Here is a 15,627-nt window from a genome sequence, read left to right on the forward strand (position 1 = left end):
ATAAAGTCACTTTATTCAAACGACAGGGCCGCCTATAGTCCCCGCCGATACCGACAACAAGAGACGGCCGCTCGCCGGGTGGCCGCCGGAGGAGCCCGACATGTCCGATCCCCTGCGCCGCATGCTCAGCCTGCACGACTTTGAAGCCGCGGCCAAATCGCTTCTGCCCGCGCCCATTTACGCGTACGTGTCGGGCGCCGTGGAGGACGGCCAATCGGAACGCGCCAATCGCGACGCGTTTGCTGAATTCGCCTTTCGGCCGAAGGTACTGGTGGACGTGTCCGCTCGCACCACGCGGTGCACGGTGCTCGGCCGCGATTATGCGGCCCCCGTGGGCGTGGCTCCCATGGGTATTTCGGCAATCTCGAGCTACCGCGGCGATGTCGTCCTGGCGCGCGCGGCAGCCGAGGCCGGGGTGCCCTGCATCATGAGCGGCTCGTCGCTCATCCGCCTGGAGACCGTGATGGAGGCGGCGCCGGACACCTGGTTTCAGGCGTACCTTCCCGGCGACGATGCGCAGATCGCCGCGCTCATCGACCGTGTGGCGGCCGCCGGCGTCAACACGCTGGTCCTGACGGTCGACACGCCCGTCGCCGCCAACCGCGAGAACAATGTGCGGGCCGGCTTTTCCACACCGCTGCGGCCGAGCGTTGGCCTGGCGTGGCAAGGGCTGACACATCCGCGCTGGCTGTTCGGCACTTTCCTGCGCACGCTGGCACGCCACGGCATGCCGCACTTCGAGAACAACTACGCCACGCGCGGCGCGCCCATCATGTCGTCCAGTGTGCTGCGGGACTTCTCCGACCGAGGCCACCTGAATTGGCAGCATGTGTCGGCCATCCGCCGTCGCTGGAAAGGGCTCATGGTGCTGAAGGGGATTCTTCATCCGGACGATGCGCGCGCCGCCCGCACGTTGGGCATGGACGCGATCATCGTCTCCAACCACGGCGGGCGCCAACTGGACGGCAGTGTGTCGCCCCTGCACGCCTTGCCTGCCATCATGGATGCCGCGGGCCCGATGGAAGTGATGCTGGATAGCGGCGTGCGGAGAGGCACGGACGTATTGAAGGCGATGGCGCTGGGCGCGCGCTGCGTATTCGTCGGCCGTCCGTTCAACTACGCCGCGACGGTCGCGGGCCAACGCGGCGTGGCGCACGCAATCGCTCTGATCACCGAAGAAGTTCGGCGCAACATGGGACTGTTGGGGGTGGTTGATTTGAAGGAGTTGAGCGCGGGGTTTCTGCAGCGCGCGGGCGGCGATCTGCGGCGGATAGTGCATTTGACCTAGAATGCCGGCACCACTTTCATGCGGCGCCGCCGCCGATGCCGTTTTGCTGCCTCCTACGAAAACTGTTCCGCCGGGTCCGCGCATTGCGCGGGTATGCACGACCTTCGCACTAGGGCTGTCGCTATTCATGGTGCTGCCGACGCTGACCCACGCGCAGGCGGAGCCAGCAAGCGTCATGGCGTCCTCGGCGAACGCCGTCCAGCCGCTGGGCGGCGACTTTGAATTGGAAGGCGATCCGGGTTCGACCCTTCACCAGCTCAAATTCCGCGGCAAGCCATACCGGCCTCTGAACGCGTACAAGTTCGCGCACGTCAGGGCGCTGGGTCCGACCCAGGGCGGCCAGCCGATCCTTTTGGCGGTCTCGAACGATTTCATGGGCGTGGGCACCATCCTGATCGCGGTGCAGAACGACACGCCGCTCGCGCGGGTGTTGAGTCCCTCCGTCGATGTGCGCGACCCGGACATGGGTCTGGCGCAGCCCGGACGTCAGGACTTGCTGCTGTTCACCGCCGGTTCGCGGGCCCTGGTGACGTCGACGGGAAAGGTCCTGTGGTTTGAACACTTGCAGCCCAAGGAGCGCCAGCAGTCGACCCCGCTGCTGGTGTCGGTGTCGCCAGACAATCGCCACGGCGCCGTGCTGCTCGACAACGAGATCCGCCTGAGCTTGGCGGACGAGGGTCCCTACGCCAGCGTCCCGTTCACCCGGGCAATGCAGCGCGATGCCTTCAAATCAGCGTGGGATCAAAGCGCCGCGCGTGCGCGCAAGGCGCTCGACGAAGGCAAACACATCGACCAGCGGCGGCTCTACGGCAACCTGAAGGCGGAATGGATCAACCGGAATTTCCGATGGCAGGAAGGGCAGGGCAGCTGGCAATTTATCGGGCAGGGGTTAAAGCCCGTTGCGCTGCCGGTTCAACCGAGAAAGGAGCAATGAAATGACGCCGATTTCCACGGTGAGTGGGTTGCGGTGGCTGACGCTCCTGTGCACGGCGGCCCTTGCCGGCTGCGCAAGCAACGCCGACGTATATGAAAAACATATCCGCACCGAAGATGCCAATCCGGCGGAGGTGGTGTTGACGCTGGATGTGGCGTTTGCAAGGGCGCCGGACTACGAGCCTCGGACGCTGGAGTACGGATCGACGGTGAAGCGGGTGGAGTATTCCGGCTATCCCAGCATCGACGTTCCGTTCTATCAGAAGGGTGTGGGCTTCGACTTGGGCGTGGTAGGTGACCCGCGCACGCTGCTGGCCTTGCCGTACCCCTCGCCTACGACACGCACGACGTCTGCGCAACTGAAGATCTTTGGTGAACGCCTGGATGCTACGCATTACCGGTTCGTGGTTTTGCCTAGGGCAGGGTGGAGCAGTTTGAATAGCTTCCAGGTGTCGTTTGCGGTCAATGGGCGGCGCGAAGGGATGACGTTTGCTTACAGCACGAAGATGGTGTGCGAGAGCCGGTTTGATGTGACGACGCCGACGTATGGGTTTGGGATGTCGGTTGCGGCTGGGTTTCCAGAAGGAAAGGCAGGATGCCTGAAAGCGTGTGATGCGCGACCTGGGTTTCCGGGGCAGTGCGCCTTTTTCTCTGGCATTGACGCACTGTCTTCTCCGGGACCTAGATGACGCGTTGCACCCCAGGCGGCTGCCACGTCCCTTCCCCGGCTGGCAGGACCGAGGGTGGATTGACCTTTGGCCAGTACAGCCGCATTACCAGGTAGACCGGTCCATCGGGAGCGGGGAGCCAGTTGGCTTGCCTGTCGCCGCCCGGCGTCTTGTGCTGGATGTAGAGTGTCAATGACCCGTCCGCGTCAACCTTCATCGCAGGCAGCATGGGCGAGTTGATTAGGTAGCGGTCGATCGGGTTCCTGACCAGTAGCTGCGACTTGCCGTCGTACATAGTCAGCGACCAGAACGAATTAACCGGCGGCAACGCGCCGGCCGGAAACGTGAGAGTGTAATTGTGCTTGCTGCAGTCCAGCGTCTGACCATTTGCGTCTACGCGGGTGAAGGGGTAAGTCGCCTCGTCCGGGTCATTTCCATAAATGCCTGCCTGAGCCGCAACGGCGCGCTTGAGCCAGTCGCCGTTGTAGTGCTCGCTGTTACCCGGCAGTCCGCTTAGCCGCCAGCCATTGATCGCCTTTCCGGTGCTGGCGACGGCTTCGTCCACTTTGCGCTGGCCTTCTTTCATGCCAAGACCGATCTCCAGTTTTTGGTCCAGCGGCAAATCGCTGAAGTTGAAGGTCTTGCCTGCCCCCACGCCGATGCGCGCGAGTTCCGCGCGGACTGCAAGCTCGTTGGCTTGTGGAGGCGCGAACTGCAGCGCAAAGTCCAGAAACTCGAAGAAGTTGGTCTTCGCCAACTCTTTGTTGATCATGGGAAAGCTGATAGCTGTTGCGGCCGGTGGCGACGCCTGGTTCAGGTACGCCGAGAGCATTCGCACCTGGTAACCAGCCTGGACCGCCTTCACGCCGTCGAGATCGTCTGGACCAAAAAGTTGGGTGCGGTAGCCAGCGAGCGAAAACTGTGTGCTGGACCGAAACATCCGCTTGATGCCTGCCGGGACGGCACCTTTCCAGTCTGGTCCGACCACCATGTAGTCGCCCGCCTCGTTTCCGGTGGTGCGAGTGCCGATATAGCCGTAGTTGTAGGTATTGCCGTCGCAGAGCATGACCGAGTAATAGCGCTTCGGGTCGATCGCCGGCACGGAAAGCACCACCGGCTCTGCCCGCAAGTCCATCCACACGAAGGAATACGGCGTGTCGCTATTGGGCGTGACAATCGCCGTGTCTTTGTAGGTGAATACGTTGGGTTCGTTCTTGATATGGTTGAAAGGCGCCTTGAATTGCCCCGAGCCGCGATCCACCGCGTACTCATGCATGACGGCGTAGTTCATCACGATAGGCAGGCCGTAAATGAACCCCGCCTCCGCGATGTCCTTCGCCCCGAAGAACCCAGGGCGATCCGCGCTTGCCTGTGCCCGTACCCGGCCCGGACCAAGCGTCGCGCCAGTGAGCGCTACAAGTGCACTGGAGCCTAGAAACTCTCGTCTTGTGGTCATTGAGCGCCTCACCTGTCAGAGCGAGCTTTCCGACGCCCGCACGAAAAGTACTGGTCATGGAAACGACACTCTATCGGAATCGCCAACAGGACGATATGAGTAGAAAACACCCGGTAAAGCGTTCCGGATAAGGTTTCTGATTTCGAGGGGGGTATGGCAAAGCGCGGCCGGTCGCACGTAATGCGACGTCCTCAGGAAGGTCCAAGAGTCGACGTCTGGAGAAGTTCTTTTGGCTAGCAATGATGCATAACACAGCAGGGTGTCGCCATAGGCAGGCATCTAAAGCGCGTCGTCGACCTCGATGTCCAGCGACAAATATTGCCCGTCGGCGTTCGGTGACACCTGTATGCCTTTTATCGCAGCGGGCCTTGCCGACCGCGCAAAAAGCCTGCCACGTTCTGTTTCAGCATAGAAGCGTCATACGTCGATGCGCTGAGCGCTGCTTGCAGGATCGTTCGTCTTATATCGGTGGGAAAGAGGCTCCAAGAGCTTATGACGGCGGCTCCAAGGCAAGCAATTACTCGTCTTTCCGCCTCATCAAGCACGCCCGGATCCAAAACCTCCGTTGAAATGGGCAACTGAACGCCGCCTTCGTTGAGCCATCGTTCGATATCCGAATCGTTAAGGTCATGTTTCATCGTATTCCGTCCCTGACTTGGCATCGCCCGTGAGCTTGACTATACGTTCTTTCATCACAGCGTTGTTTTAATGCAAAGTCGACGGTCCCCGGCATTTGGGGCGCTGGCACCCGAATACGCCACGTAGCCGCCAGTCCCCAGTAGCTGGACAGCTTGGGAACGCAACCCCGCCAGCAAATCCCCCCAACAACGCTAAAATACTGCCTCGCGGCTTAATACCCGCCTTTCCGGCTTTCTTCAAACCTGCGCCTCGCGCCCTCACAACGATGAAAAAACTGACTGCTGTACTTCTTGTGTCCGCAACCGCTTTGCTCACGGCCTGCGGTCCCAGCGACAACGCGCCCGCCGCTGGCGCCCAAGCGCCGGCCACGCCGAAGAAGGTCGTCGTTGGCCTGGACGACAATTTCCCGCCCATGGGATTCCGCGACGCCAGCAACCAGATCGTTGGCTTCGACATCGACATGGCCAAGGAGGCCAGCAAGCGTCTGGGCATCGAGGTGGAGTTCAAGCCGATCGACTGGAGCGCCAAGGAAGCCGAATTGAACGGCAAGCGCGTCGACGTGCTGTGGAACGGTCTGACCATTACCGAAGAGCGCAAGAAGAACATCAGCTTCACCGCGCCCTACATGGCCAACCACCAGATCATCATCGTGGGCAATACGTCGCCGGTGAAGGTCAAGAATGACCTGGCTGGCAAGGTTATCGGCGCGCAGGACGGCAGCAGTGCCACCGACGCGATAGCCAAGGACCCGGTTGCCGCGCAGATCAAGGAAGTGAAGAAGTTCGGCGACAACGTTACCGCGCTGATGGATCTGGCCGCTGGTCGTCTGGACGCCATCGTCGTGGACGAAGTCGTGGGCCGTTACCTGATCAGCAAGCGTGCGGGCGAGTACCGTGTGCTGGAAGAGAACTTCGGTACGGAAGACTACGGCGTGGGCGTGCGCAAGGACGACACCGAGTTGCTGGCCAAGCTGGACAAGACGCTGGATTCGATGAAACAGGACGGCACCGCCGGCCGTATCGCCACCCAGTGGTTCGGCGCCAACATCATCAAGTAAGCGCAAAGGCGCCCGCGGCCTAGCCGGCCGGGGCGCCTTTGCCGTTGCAGTTCGCAGCCCGCCGCAGTGCCGCAAGGCCAGGCGGGCTTGCCCATGATTCTCTCTTGCCCTCGCGGCGCGAACCCACTGCATGGACTACGTACTCTCCCTTCTGGGGCCCTTGGCGCAAGGCGCGAAAGTGACCTTGACGCTGTTTTTCATCACGCTGGCGCTGGCCGTGCCGCTGGGGCTGGTGTTGGCCCTGGCGCGCATCTCGAAGTGGCCGCTGCTGAGCCGCGCGGTCAATGGCTATATCTGGCTGATGCGCGGCACGCCGTTGATGCTTCAGATGCTGTTCATCTACTTCGCGTTGCCGTTCGTGCCGGTGATCGGCATCCGGTTACCGGATTTTCCGGCCGCAGTGGTGGCGTTTGCGCTGAATTACGCGGCGTATTTCGCTGAGATCTTCCGGGCGGGCATCCAGTCGGTGGATCGGGGCCAGTACGAAGGCAGCAAGGTGCTGGGCATGACGTACCTGCAGACGCTGCGCCGCATCGTGCTGCCGCAGATGGTGCAGCGCGTGTTGCCGCCCATGAGCAATGAGACCATCACGCTGGTCAAGGACACCTCGCTGATTTACGTGCTGGCGCTCAACGACATCCTGCGCACCGCGCGGGGAATCGTGCAGCGCGATTTCACGACCACGCCGTTCCTCGTCGCCGCCGCCTTCTACCTGTTGATGACGCTGCTCCTGACGTGGTTCTTCCAGCACATGGAAAAGCGCTATGCAAAATATGACCAGTAATTCTCCGGCCGGACTCGGCGCGCGTCCGGTGATGATCGAAGCCCGCCACATCGTCAAATCGTTCGGCGCGAATCGCGTGCTGGACGATGTGTCGCTGACGCTCGAGCAGGGCGAGGTGGTCGCGGTGATCGGCCCGTCGGGCTCGGGCAAGAGCACGTTCCTGCGCTGCCTGAATCATCTTGAGACCATCGACGAAGGCAGCATCGAGATCGAAGGCGAGACCATGGCTGCCGCCGTGCCGGGTGGTCGCAGCCAGTACGCCAGCGACGGGGACGTGCGCCGCATCTGCCGCAAAATGGGCATGGTGTTTCAGTCGTTCAACCTGTTCCCGCACATGACGGTCCTGCAGAACATCATCGAGGCGCCGATTACCGTGAAGGGCATGTCGCGCGCCGAGATCGTGCCGAAGGCCGAAGAGCTGCTCCGCAAGGTGGGCCTGTCGAACAAGCGCGACAACTATCCGACGCGCCTGTCTGGTGGCCAGAAGCAGCGCGTGGCCATTGCCCGCGCGCTGGCGATGGAGCCGGACATCATGCTGTTCGACGAGCCGACGTCGGCGCTGGACCCGGAGCTGACGGGCGAAGTGCTGCGCACCATGAAGCAGCTGGCCGACGAGCGCATGACGATGCTGGTCGTGACACATGAAATGGGGTTTGCGCGCGAAGTGGCGCACCGGGTCATTTTCATGGACGATGGCCGCATCGTTGAAGAAGCGCCGTCGGCCGAGTTTTTTGCCGCGCCCCAGCATGCGCGCAGCCGCGAGTTCCTGGCGCATATGCTCTGATCCGAGCCGCCACACGCACTGCAAAGCCCGCCTCGCCGCGGGCTTTTCTATATGATGCCTACCCATGCAATCCGCGCCGGCTTCCCTGAAAGCAATTTCTGACGCGCCGCCGCTGCTCAGGCTTCGAGGCCTGTACAGCGAGCGCCTGGCGCCCGTAAGCCTGGATCTGGCGGCGGGCGAGTGCGCGGCCGTGGTCGGCGCGTCGGGATCCGGCAAGTCGCTGCTGCTGCGCCAGATTGCGGATCTGGATCCGGGACATGGAGAAGCAGAGCTCGACGGGCGTCGCCGTTCGGCCATGCGCGGTTTCGAGTGGCGGCGTCTGGTGGTGTACTGCCAGGCGGAGGCGGGGTGGTGGGATGACCACGTGTCCGCGCACTTCGCGGACCGCGCTGGCGCGATCGCCATCATGGAGCGTCTGGGGCTGGCGGAAGCCAAGTTGGACGCATTGGTCCATCAACTGTCTACGGGCGAGCGTCAGCGCATGGGTCTGGTGCGGGCGTTGTTGCAGAACCCGCGCGTGCTGCTGCTGGATGAGCCCACCGCCGCGCTGGATCAGGGAGCGACGGCGCTGGTCGAGGCGGAACTGTCGCGTGTTCTGGCGGCCGGGGCAGGCATTTTGCTCGTTACGCACAGCGCCGAGCAGGCCGAACGGCTGGCGCGCCGGCGTTGGCGGATGGCGCAAGGTCACATGGAGCCGTTATGGACGTGATCAAGCTGCAGGCGCTGGATCTGGTGATCGCGTCGCTGCTAGTGCTGCTGAGCGCCGGCATTTCCTTCGCGCTGCGTCTGAACCTGCAACGGCAGGTGTTGTGGGCGGCGGTGCGTACGGTGGTGCAATTACTGCTGGTCGGTCAGATCCTGCGCATCGTGTTCGCCCATGCCGCGCCGTGGCTGACGGCGCTGGTGGTGGCGGTGATGATGGCGCTGGCCGCGCGCGAGGTAGCGGCCCGGCCGAAGGCGCGGTTGACTGGGCATGGCAATGGATGGGTCGGGACGTTGGCGGTGGTCAGCACCACGCTCGTCACGGCCCTTTTCATCCTGAATACGGCGCTGCGTCCGGACCCTTGGTTCGATCCGCGCTACACGATTGCCTTGGTTGGGATCGTGCTGGGCAGCGTCTTGAATGCGGCTAGCCTGGCGCTGGATGGGATGTTGTCGGGTGTGCGTCGGGAAAGACTGGCGATCGAAGCGCGCCTGTCGCTGGGCGCGACGGTGCATCAGGCGTTCTCGTCGTTGCTGCGCGAATCGGTGCGGCGGGGCATCGTGCCCAGCATCAACCAGATGTCGGCGGCTGGGATTATCACGTTGCCGGGCATCATGACCGGGCAGATCATTGCGGGCATGGACCCTGTTGACGCGGCCAAGTATCAGATCCTGTTGATGTTTCTGCTGTGCGGCGCGAGCGGCATGGCGGCGATGGGCGCGGCTTATGGTGCGATGCGCCGCCTGACGGATGAGCGGGGGAGGCTGCGGCTGGACAGGCTGATGCCAGGATCTGCGCCTCGTCGGTAACGGCGCGTCAGGCGCATCAAGCGCATCAAAGGATGGCTTGCAAGCCTTTGTCCGCCAGGATGTTCAGGAGTTTAAGGGCTGGGCCGGTCGGACGCGTGTCGCCTTGCTCCCACTTCCGGACGGTCGAAGCGCTGGTGTGCAGATGCAGGGCGAAGACAGGTTGGCTAAACCGTAGGTCTTCACGGAGTCGCTTGATGTCGCCCGGACTGAAGTGGCGGACGGGCGCCGGACAGATCGCGTCAAAATCGCGCATCGTGACTTTGTCTATAGCCCCGGCCCGGTAAAGTGCGGCGAGATCGTCGCGCAAAGATTCAATGAGTTTGGTCACAGTTCACCTCCAACAACACGCCTGCCTGCAGCGCTTTGAAAAGGGCGGATTCCGTCAGGCTGAGAAAGACCTTGCCGGCGAATTGCAGGGCTTTGTTCTCAGCGGCGGTGATGTTGGCCTTGTCGTTTTTCGGGTACCCGTGCAGGAACACGTATCGGCTCCCAATACACGCGGACAACACCGTGCGGTATCCGTCGCGTTTGCCTTTCCCTGGACGGGCAATACGCATCTTATAAAGGTGGCCGCCCAGATCCGCGTCGATAAGACCGGATTCCATTTCACGGACTGCGCTGCACAGCGTGGCGTCGGAGAGCCTTTCTCCAGCTTGCCACCGAGAAAAATCCTTTCGCTTCAAAACCACCATGGACGAACACTCCAAAGTATACCCGTAACGGGTATGTTCATGTCGCGTATTCTTCACGCGAGCGTTCGCTAGAACATACGTTCGGAAGAGGCGAAGGAGGTGGTCTGGCAGACCGTAAGCCAGTCGGATTTTGGCGATAGCTAGCAGTCGCGGATGTTGCAGGGGGTCAGAAAACTTATTAAGCCCCCTCCACAACCCACCACAAAAAAAACCGGCAGCCCCATCGGGACTGCCGGTTTTTTCACATGCCCGCCAACCGGCTAACGCCAGCCAGCAAGGGCAGGGGGCTTAGCCGATCGAGGCCAGCACCTTGTTCAGCGTGGCGCTGGGGCGCATGGCTTGGCTGGCCTTGGCTTCGTTCGGCTGGTAGTAGCCGCCGATGTCCAGGGGCTTGCCTTGGGCTGCCTTCAGTTCGTCCAGGATCTTGTTTTCGCCTTCGGAGAACGCGATCGCGGCGGGGGCGAACTGGGTGGCCAGGGCGCGGTCTTCGGTCTGGGCGGCCAGGGCTTGGGCCCAGTACATCGCCAGGTAGAAGTGGCTGCCGCGGTTATCCAGGCCGCCGACCTTGCGCTCGGGCGACTTGTTTTCGTCCAGGAACTTGGCCGTGGCCAGATCCAGCGTCTTGGCCAGGATCTGGGCGGTGGGGTTCTTGTACGTGCGGCCCAGGTGGTCGAGGGACTCGGCCAGCGCCATGAATTCGCCCAGCGAATCCCAGCGCAGGAAACCTTCTTCCAGGAACTGCTGCACGTGCTTGGGGGCCGAACCGCCCGCGCCCGTTTCAAACAGGCCGCCGCCGGCGACCAGCGGCACGATCGACAGCATTTTGGCGCTGGTGCCCAGTTCCATGATGGGGAACAGGTCGGTCAGGTAGTCGCGAAGCACGTTGCCGGTGACCGAGATGGTGTCCAGGCCTTCACGAATGCGCTTGACCGAGAACTTGGTGGCTTCGACGGGGTCGAGGATGCGCAGGTCCAGGCCGCTGGTGTCGTGGTCTTTCAGGTACTGCTTGACCTTGGCGATGACCTGGGCGTCGTGGGCGCGCTTTTCGTCCAGCCAGAAGACGGCGGGCGTCTTGGTGGCGCGGGCGCGCGTGACGGCCAGCTTGACCCAGTCCTGGATCGCGGCGTCCTTGGTCTGGCACATGCGCCAGAGGTCGCCGGCTTCGACGGCCTGTTCCAGCAGCACGGCGCCGGCGGCGTCGGTGACACGCACGGTGCCGGCGGCCGGGATGACGAAGGTCTTGTTGTGCGAACCGTATTCTTCGGCAGCCTGAGCCATCAGGCCGACGTTGGGCACGCTGCCCATCGTGACCGGATTGAAGGCGCCATTGCGCTTGCAGTCGTCGATGACGGCCTGGTAGACGCCGGCGTAGCTACGGTCGGGAATGACGGCCTTGGTGTCCTGCAGCTTGCCTTCGGCGTTCCACATCTTGCCGGAGTCGCGGATCATGGCGGGCATGGACGCGTCGACGATGACGTCGCTGGGCACGTGCAGGTTGGTGATGCCCTTGTCCGAGTTCACCATGGCCAGCTGCGGCAGCGTCTTGTAGGCGGCGTCGATGTCGGCGGTGATGGCGGCCTGCTGGTCGGCGGGCAGCGCCTGGATCTTGGCGTACAGGTCGCCAATGCCGTTGTTGGGATCGAAGCCGGCCTGCTTGAGGGCGTCGGCGTGCTTGGCCAGGACGTCCTTGTAGAACACGGAGACCACGTGGCCGAAGATGACGGGATCGGAGACCTTCATCATGGTGGCCTTCAGGTGGACCGAGAACAGCACGCCGTTGGCGCGCGCGTCGTCGATCTGGGCCTGCAGGAAGGACTTGAGCTTGGCGGTCGACAGCACGGCGGCGTCGATGATCTCGCCGGCCTTGACCGGGGTCTTTTCCTTCAGGACGGTCTTGGCGCCGTCAGCGGCGGTCAGTTCGATCTTGACGTCGCCGGCTTCGGCGATGAGGGCCGACTTCTCGGTGCCGTAGAAGTCGCCTTCGCTCATGTGCGCGACGTGCGACTTGGAGTCGGCCGTCCAGGCGCCCATCTTGTGCGGGTGCTTGCGGGCGTAGTTCTTGACCGACAGCGGGGCGCGGCGGTCGGAGTTGCCTTCGCGCAGGACCGGGTTGACGGCGCTGCCCTTGACCTTGTCGTAGCGGGCCTTGACGTCACGTTCGGTGTCGTTGGCGGGGGCGTCCGGGTAGTCCGGCAGCTTGTAGCCCTGGTCTTGCAGTTCCTTGATGGCCGCCTTCAGTTGGGGCATCGAGGCGCTGATGTTGGGCAGCTTGATGATGTTGGCTTCGGGCTTGACCGCGAGGGCGCCCAGCTCAGCCAGGGCGTCCGACAGCTTCTGGCTGTCTTCGAGGTAATCCGGGAACAGGGCGATGATGCGGCCTGCCAGCGAAATGTCGCGGGTCTCGACCGTGATGCCTGCGGGTTTGGCGAATGCCTGGACGATGGGCAGCAGCGAACGGGTTGCCAGTGCCGGAGCTTCGTCGGTGAGGGTATAGATAATCTTCGGAGTAAGAGACATGATCCTTGAATCTGTTCGGCTCAGGCGATTAACGCGCAAACCCGAACATGCTATGCGGCGTACGCCGGTAGATGTTGTCGAGAGTGGGTTCGTATGGAAGGACGCGCAGGCAGAGCGTCCCTCCAACATGACTGCCGCCCGCCCTATTGTTTGGCTGGACCGGCCGGCCGATGAAAAGGCCGTTTCCGGGTCCGCCTTGGAAGGTGCGACCGCCACGAACCTTCCATTGTAATACCGTGCTACGCATTGCGCCGGGAAATGGTTCTATTTCTTGATGGCGCCGCAATATGCTTATGACGGTTTTTGGGGGACGCATTGCGCGGGCAGGCAGAATTCGGCCTCAACGTGTCCGCAATCGGCGTTTGACAAAGCCGCGCGATGAGAGGAAAGTACGCCCCATGAATTTCCGCGCCGTCCGCATTTCGCTGATTATTACCATCATTCCTGGAATGGTGGGTTAGCGCGCGACCGCAACAGTCACAGCCACCCGCCCCACGAGGCGGGTTTTTTGTGGCCGCCTCTGCCGGGCAAGCAACCCAAGCAGAGAAACCATGTCCGCAACCTCTCCCCACGCACCCTCGGAATTCCAGGCCGGCGCCGCCACGCCGATGGAGTACCTCCGGCAGATCCTGACCGCCCGGGTGTACGACATTGCCCGCGAAACCGAGCTGGATCTTGCGCGTGGGCTGTCCGCCCGGCTGGGCAACACCGTTCATTTCAAGCGCGAAGACAACCAGCCGGTGTTCTCGTTCAAGGTGCGCGGCGCCTACAACAAGATGCGCAACACGCCGCGCGCTGCGCTGGAGCGCGGGGTCATTACGGCGTCGGCCGGCAACCATGCGCAGGGCGTCGCGATTTCGGCGGCCAAGCTGGGCGTGCGGGCGATCATCGTGGTCCCGCAGACGGCGCCGCAGGTGAAGGTGGACGCGGTGCGCGCCCACGGCGGACCGACCGTGACGGTGGTGCAGGCTGGCGATTCGTACAGCGACGCCTATGCCCATGCGCAGACGCTGGCGCAGGAGCAGGGGCTGGCGTTCGTGCCCGCATTCGACGATCCCTACGTGATCGCGGGGCAGGGAACGGTCGGCATGGAGATCCTGCGTCAGCACCCCGAGCCGCTGCATGCGATTTTTGTGCCGATCGGCGGCGGCAGCCTGGCTGCGGGCGTGTCGACCTATGTGAAGGCGGTGCATCCCGGCGTGAAGGTCATCGGCGTGCAGACCGAGGACTCCTGCGCGATGGCGCAATCGCTGCGGGTGGGCGAGCGGGTGATCCTGGCTGATGTCGGCCTGTTCTCGGACGGCACGGCGGTCAAGCTGGTGGGCGAGGAGACCTTCCGCCTGTGCCGCGAATATCTGGACGAAGTGATCCTCGTGGACACGGACGCGGTCTGCGCGGCGATCAAGGACGTGTTCCTGGATACCCGCAGCGTGCTGGAGCCCGCGGGTGCGTTGGCGGTGGCGGGGCTGAAGAAGTACGTGGACCGAGAAGGCGCGCGCGGGCAGTCGTTGGTAGCGATCACGTCGGGCGCGAACATGAACTTCGACCGCATGCGTTTCGTGGCGGACCGCGCTGAAGTGGGCGAGGCGCGCGAGGCGGTGTTCGCGGTGACCATCCCCGAAGAGCGCGGCAGCTTTCGCCGGTTCTGCCGGGTGATCGGACAGCGCAGCGTGACGGAGTTCAACTACCGCATCGCCGACGCGCGCACTGCTCGCATCTTTGTCAGCGTGCAGATCGCGCGGCGCGGCGAGTCTGCCGATATCCTGGCCGCATTGCAGGCGGAAGGATTCTCGGCCAGCGACCTGACGAACAACGAGGTGTCCAAGCAGCACATCCGCTACATGGTGGGCGGACGTTCGCCGCTGGCGGGCGGCGAGCGGCTGTTCCGCTTCGAGTTTCCTGAGCGCCCGGGCGCGTTGATGAAGTTCCTGTCGGCGATGGCGCCCAACTGGAACATCAGCCTGTTCCATTACCGCAACCAGGGCACGGACTTCAGCTCGGCGCTGGTGGGCATTCAGGCGCCGGTGGCCGATGATGCGGCGCTGGATGGGTTCTTGCGGCAGCTCGGTTATGCGCACGCCGAGGAAACGGATAACGAGGCTTATCGCCAGTTCCTGATCTGAACGTTTGGATGGGCATTCAATCGGACTATCTGCCGGGCGTCCAACCCGGCGTCTAACCAGGCGCTTTGCCGGCGTTGCATCCCGGCTTGCGCGGCAATTGCACGCCCGGTTTCAAACGCAGCGTCGCGCGGCCCTGCGTCTGGGTCAATTCCAATGCGCTTGCACGCCACGCCGGCACATCGTCGAACGCGACCGCCGGCGATGCGCTGGAAACGGGCTTCGCATCGGACCGTTCGAACTGCAGGGCAGGCAGACCCACGCAAGTGTCGTCGAAATCCAGCCGCGCCAGCTCGCGCCCATCGCTCAGCCGCACCGCCCGAAATGCCAGCGGCGCGTCCACGAATTTGGTGACTTCGGGGACGTATTGCAGGTCGCCGTGCGCGTCCTTTACGCGGGTGGCCGGCTGCAGCACGACGACCTCCCGGCCTGGGGGGATCGCCAGATAGGCCACGTCGCCGGAGACGTCCAGCAGTTTCCCAGGGCCAAGGTTCAGCGCCTTGAGCGGCGCATGGCGGATCATCACGGTTTCGTTCCAGGCCGAGTTCACGCGCGTCCAGCTGGGCAGGCGCGCGTCCTCGAACCGCGTGGTGTGGATGCGGTCGCGGTCTGGCTTATCGGCAAGCGGCAGTCGCTGCACGCGCAGCGCGCCGTTCACGACCTGCAAGTGCGCAAGCACGGTGCTGGCGCTGGAACTGGTGAAGAACGCCAGTACTGCGTCGGTTTCCAGAACGGCGACCGGCCCGGGGCAGAAGAATGCGCGGGATTGCGGCGCTGTGCTGTTCGGATAAAACAGCGCGCCGACGTCGGTGCCGCACAAGGCCTTGCCCTGGAAGGTGATAGTGGTGGTGCGCGTGGTCTGGCGCTGACCGGTGTTCCAGTCGCTGCGGCTGCCGGTCGCCACGTCGACGACGAGGCCGTGATTGTCGTAGACCACGGCGGCGCCGGAGGGCGCGGCAAACAGGCTGAGCAGAAACGCGAGGGCGCGGCGGCTGGGCACGGCGGACTCCCTGAATGGCACAAGGGGTGACTATATACCGGTGCGTCTGCGCCGAGTCGCCGGGTGTCTGACACCGATGATGAAGGCCGGCGCATGTTGGCCCGGTGTCTGACACCCGCGTGAGACGGTCGGCACCATGCAGGGCTGCGGCAAGGGTGTCAGACACCTACGACGCGA

15 protein-coding genes are annotated in these 15,627 nt (G+C 63.3%); 9 read left to right on the plus strand and 6 right to left on the minus strand.

Features of this window, described 5'->3' with window-relative positions; genetic code table 11:
* The first annotated feature begins 100 nt into the window (after nucleotides 1-100).
* From AC6LJW_RS17370 to AC6LJW_RS17380, 3 genes are all read left to right on the plus strand, one after another.
* A complete protein-coding gene (locus tag AC6LJW_RS17370) occupies nucleotides 101-1,288 on the plus strand; it encodes an alpha-hydroxy acid oxidase (RefSeq protein WP_056561491.1) in 1,188 nt (395 codons plus the stop codon).
* Between the two features lie 127 nt (nucleotides 1,289-1,415).
* Nucleotides 1,416-2,222: a hypothetical protein gene (locus AC6LJW_RS17375; RefSeq protein WP_498087850.1), complete on the plus strand. Its 807-nt coding sequence runs from the start codon at nucleotides 1,416-1,418 to the stop codon at nucleotides 2,220-2,222.
* Nucleotide 2,223: 1 nt separating this feature from the next.
* Nucleotides 2,224-2,910 carry a hypothetical protein gene (locus AC6LJW_RS17380; protein ID WP_498087851.1) on the plus strand — a complete coding sequence of 229 codons (687 nt, stop codon included), beginning with the start codon at nucleotides 2,224-2,226 and terminating at the stop codon, nucleotides 2,908-2,910.
* Here the strand turns inward: AC6LJW_RS17380 and AC6LJW_RS17385 are convergent.
* Both AC6LJW_RS17385 and AC6LJW_RS17390 read right to left on the minus strand, forming a co-directional pair.
* Nucleotides 2,903-4,345, minus strand: coding sequence for a DUF1254 domain-containing protein (locus tag AC6LJW_RS17385; protein WP_427988008.1), 1,443 nt, complete (start codon nucleotides 4,343-4,345; stop codon nucleotides 2,903-2,905). The genes AC6LJW_RS17380 and AC6LJW_RS17385 overlap by 8 nt on opposite strands.
* Before the next feature lie 353 nt (nucleotides 4,346-4,698).
* Nucleotides 4,699-4,983, minus strand: a complete 285-nt coding sequence (locus tag AC6LJW_RS17390; protein ID WP_082578817.1) for a hypothetical protein — start codon at nucleotides 4,981-4,983, stop codon at nucleotides 4,699-4,701.
* A 266-nt stretch (nucleotides 4,984-5,249) separates the two neighbouring features.
* On the opposite strand from AC6LJW_RS17390, the gene AC6LJW_RS17395 reads away from it, so the two are divergent.
* From AC6LJW_RS17395 to AC6LJW_RS17415, 5 genes are all read left to right on the plus strand, one after another.
* Nucleotides 5,250-6,041 (plus strand): amino acid ABC transporter substrate-binding protein, encoded by a 792-nt coding sequence (locus AC6LJW_RS17395; protein ID WP_056561484.1) that lies wholly within the window; start codon nucleotides 5,250-5,252, stop codon nucleotides 6,039-6,041.
* Nucleotides 6,042-6,171: 130 nt separating this feature from the next.
* Nucleotides 6,172-6,825, plus strand: a complete 654-nt coding sequence (locus AC6LJW_RS17400; protein ID WP_056561483.1) for an amino acid ABC transporter permease — start codon at nucleotides 6,172-6,174, stop codon at nucleotides 6,823-6,825.
* A 31-nt stretch (nucleotides 6,826-6,856) separates the two neighbouring features.
* Nucleotides 6,857-7,609, plus strand: coding sequence for an amino acid ABC transporter ATP-binding protein (locus tag AC6LJW_RS17405; RefSeq protein ID WP_056561481.1), 753 nt, complete (start codon nucleotides 6,857-6,859; stop codon nucleotides 7,607-7,609).
* 64 nt (nucleotides 7,610-7,673) lie between these two features.
* Nucleotides 7,674-8,318, plus strand: coding sequence for an ABC transporter ATP-binding protein (locus tag AC6LJW_RS17410; RefSeq protein WP_498087852.1), 645 nt, complete (start codon nucleotides 7,674-7,676; stop codon nucleotides 8,316-8,318).
* Nucleotides 8,309-9,121, plus strand: a complete 813-nt coding sequence (locus AC6LJW_RS17415; protein WP_498087853.1) for an ABC transporter permease — start codon at nucleotides 8,309-8,311, stop codon at nucleotides 9,119-9,121. The genes AC6LJW_RS17410 and AC6LJW_RS17415 overlap by 10 nt, the downstream gene beginning before the upstream one ends.
* A gap of 25 nt (nucleotides 9,122-9,146) precedes the next feature.
* On the opposite strand, the gene AC6LJW_RS17420 is transcribed toward AC6LJW_RS17415, so the two are convergent.
* The 3 genes from AC6LJW_RS17420 to AC6LJW_RS17430 form a co-directional block, all read right to left on the minus strand.
* Nucleotides 9,147-9,449, minus strand: coding sequence for a helix-turn-helix domain-containing protein (locus AC6LJW_RS17420; protein ID WP_056561475.1), 303 nt, complete (start codon nucleotides 9,447-9,449; stop codon nucleotides 9,147-9,149).
* The gene (locus AC6LJW_RS17425; RefSeq protein ID WP_498087854.1) at nucleotides 9,433-9,813 is read right to left on the minus strand and encodes a type II toxin-antitoxin system RelE/ParE family toxin; all 381 of its coding nucleotides are present in this window, start codon (nucleotides 9,811-9,813) and stop codon (nucleotides 9,433-9,435) included. The genes AC6LJW_RS17420 and AC6LJW_RS17425 overlap by 17 nt, the downstream gene beginning before the upstream one ends.
* A 288-nt stretch (nucleotides 9,814-10,101) precedes the next feature.
* Nucleotides 10,102-12,330, minus strand: coding sequence for an NADP-dependent isocitrate dehydrogenase (locus AC6LJW_RS17430; protein ID WP_056561471.1), 2,229 nt, complete (start codon nucleotides 12,328-12,330; stop codon nucleotides 10,102-10,104).
* A 551-nt stretch (nucleotides 12,331-12,881) separates the two neighbouring features.
* Between AC6LJW_RS17430 and ilvA the strand changes: the two genes are divergently transcribed.
* On the plus strand, nucleotides 12,882-14,453 hold the full coding sequence (ilvA, locus tag AC6LJW_RS17435) for a threonine ammonia-lyase, biosynthetic (protein WP_498087855.1): 1,572 nt from the start codon (nucleotides 12,882-12,884) through the stop codon (nucleotides 14,451-14,453).
* 52 nt (nucleotides 14,454-14,505) lie between these two features.
* On the opposite strand, the gene AC6LJW_RS17440 is transcribed toward ilvA, so the two are convergent.
* On the minus strand, nucleotides 14,506-15,450 hold the full coding sequence (locus tag AC6LJW_RS17440) for a hypothetical protein (RefSeq protein ID WP_498087856.1): 945 nt from the start codon (nucleotides 15,448-15,450) through the stop codon (nucleotides 14,506-14,508).
* Nucleotides 15,451-15,627: the final 177 nt, after the last annotated feature.

It is taken from the genome of Achromobacter sp. 1012554356 (assembly GCF_059760815.1).

What these genes read in the sequence shown, in the direction of transcription:
- AC6LJW_RS17370 (WP_056561491.1), top strand. Translation starts at nt 101, where the DNA reads ATGTCCGATCCCCTGCGCCGCATGCTCAGCCTGCACGACTTTGAAGCC.
- AC6LJW_RS17375 (WP_498087850.1), top strand. Translation starts at nt 1,416, where the DNA reads ATGGTGCTGCCGACGCTGACCCACGCGCAGGCGGAGCCAGCAAGCGTC.
- AC6LJW_RS17380 (WP_498087851.1), top strand. Translation starts at nt 2,224, where the DNA reads ATGACGCCGATTTCCACGGTGAGTGGGTTGCGGTGGCTGACGCTCCTG.
- AC6LJW_RS17385 (WP_427988008.1), bottom strand. Translation starts at nt 4,345, where the DNA reads ATGACCACAAGACGAGAGTTTCTAGGCTCCAGTGCACTTGTAGCGCTC.
- AC6LJW_RS17390 (WP_082578817.1), bottom strand. Translation starts at nt 4,983, where the DNA reads ATGAAACATGACCTTAACGATTCGGATATCGAACGATGGCTCAACGAA.
- AC6LJW_RS17395 (WP_056561484.1), top strand. Translation starts at nt 5,250, where the DNA reads ATGAAAAAACTGACTGCTGTACTTCTTGTGTCCGCAACCGCTTTGCTC.
- AC6LJW_RS17400 (WP_056561483.1), top strand. Translation starts at nt 6,172, where the DNA reads ATGGACTACGTACTCTCCCTTCTGGGGCCCTTGGCGCAAGGCGCGAAA.
- AC6LJW_RS17405 (WP_056561481.1), top strand. Translation starts at nt 6,857, where the DNA reads ATGATCGAAGCCCGCCACATCGTCAAATCGTTCGGCGCGAATCGCGTG.
- AC6LJW_RS17410 (WP_498087852.1), top strand. Translation starts at nt 7,674, where the DNA reads ATGCAATCCGCGCCGGCTTCCCTGAAAGCAATTTCTGACGCGCCGCCG.
- AC6LJW_RS17415 (WP_498087853.1), top strand. Translation starts at nt 8,309, where the DNA reads ATGGACGTGATCAAGCTGCAGGCGCTGGATCTGGTGATCGCGTCGCTG.
- AC6LJW_RS17425 (WP_498087854.1), bottom strand. Translation starts at nt 9,813, where the DNA reads ATGGTGGTTTTGAAGCGAAAGGATTTTTCTCGGTGGCAAGCTGGAGAA.
- AC6LJW_RS17430 (WP_056561471.1), bottom strand. Translation starts at nt 12,330, where the DNA reads ATGTCTCTTACTCCGAAGATTATCTATACCCTCACCGACGAAGCTCCG.
- ilvA (WP_498087855.1), top strand. Translation starts at nt 12,882, where the DNA reads ATGTCCGCAACCTCTCCCCACGCACCCTCGGAATTCCAGGCCGGCGCC.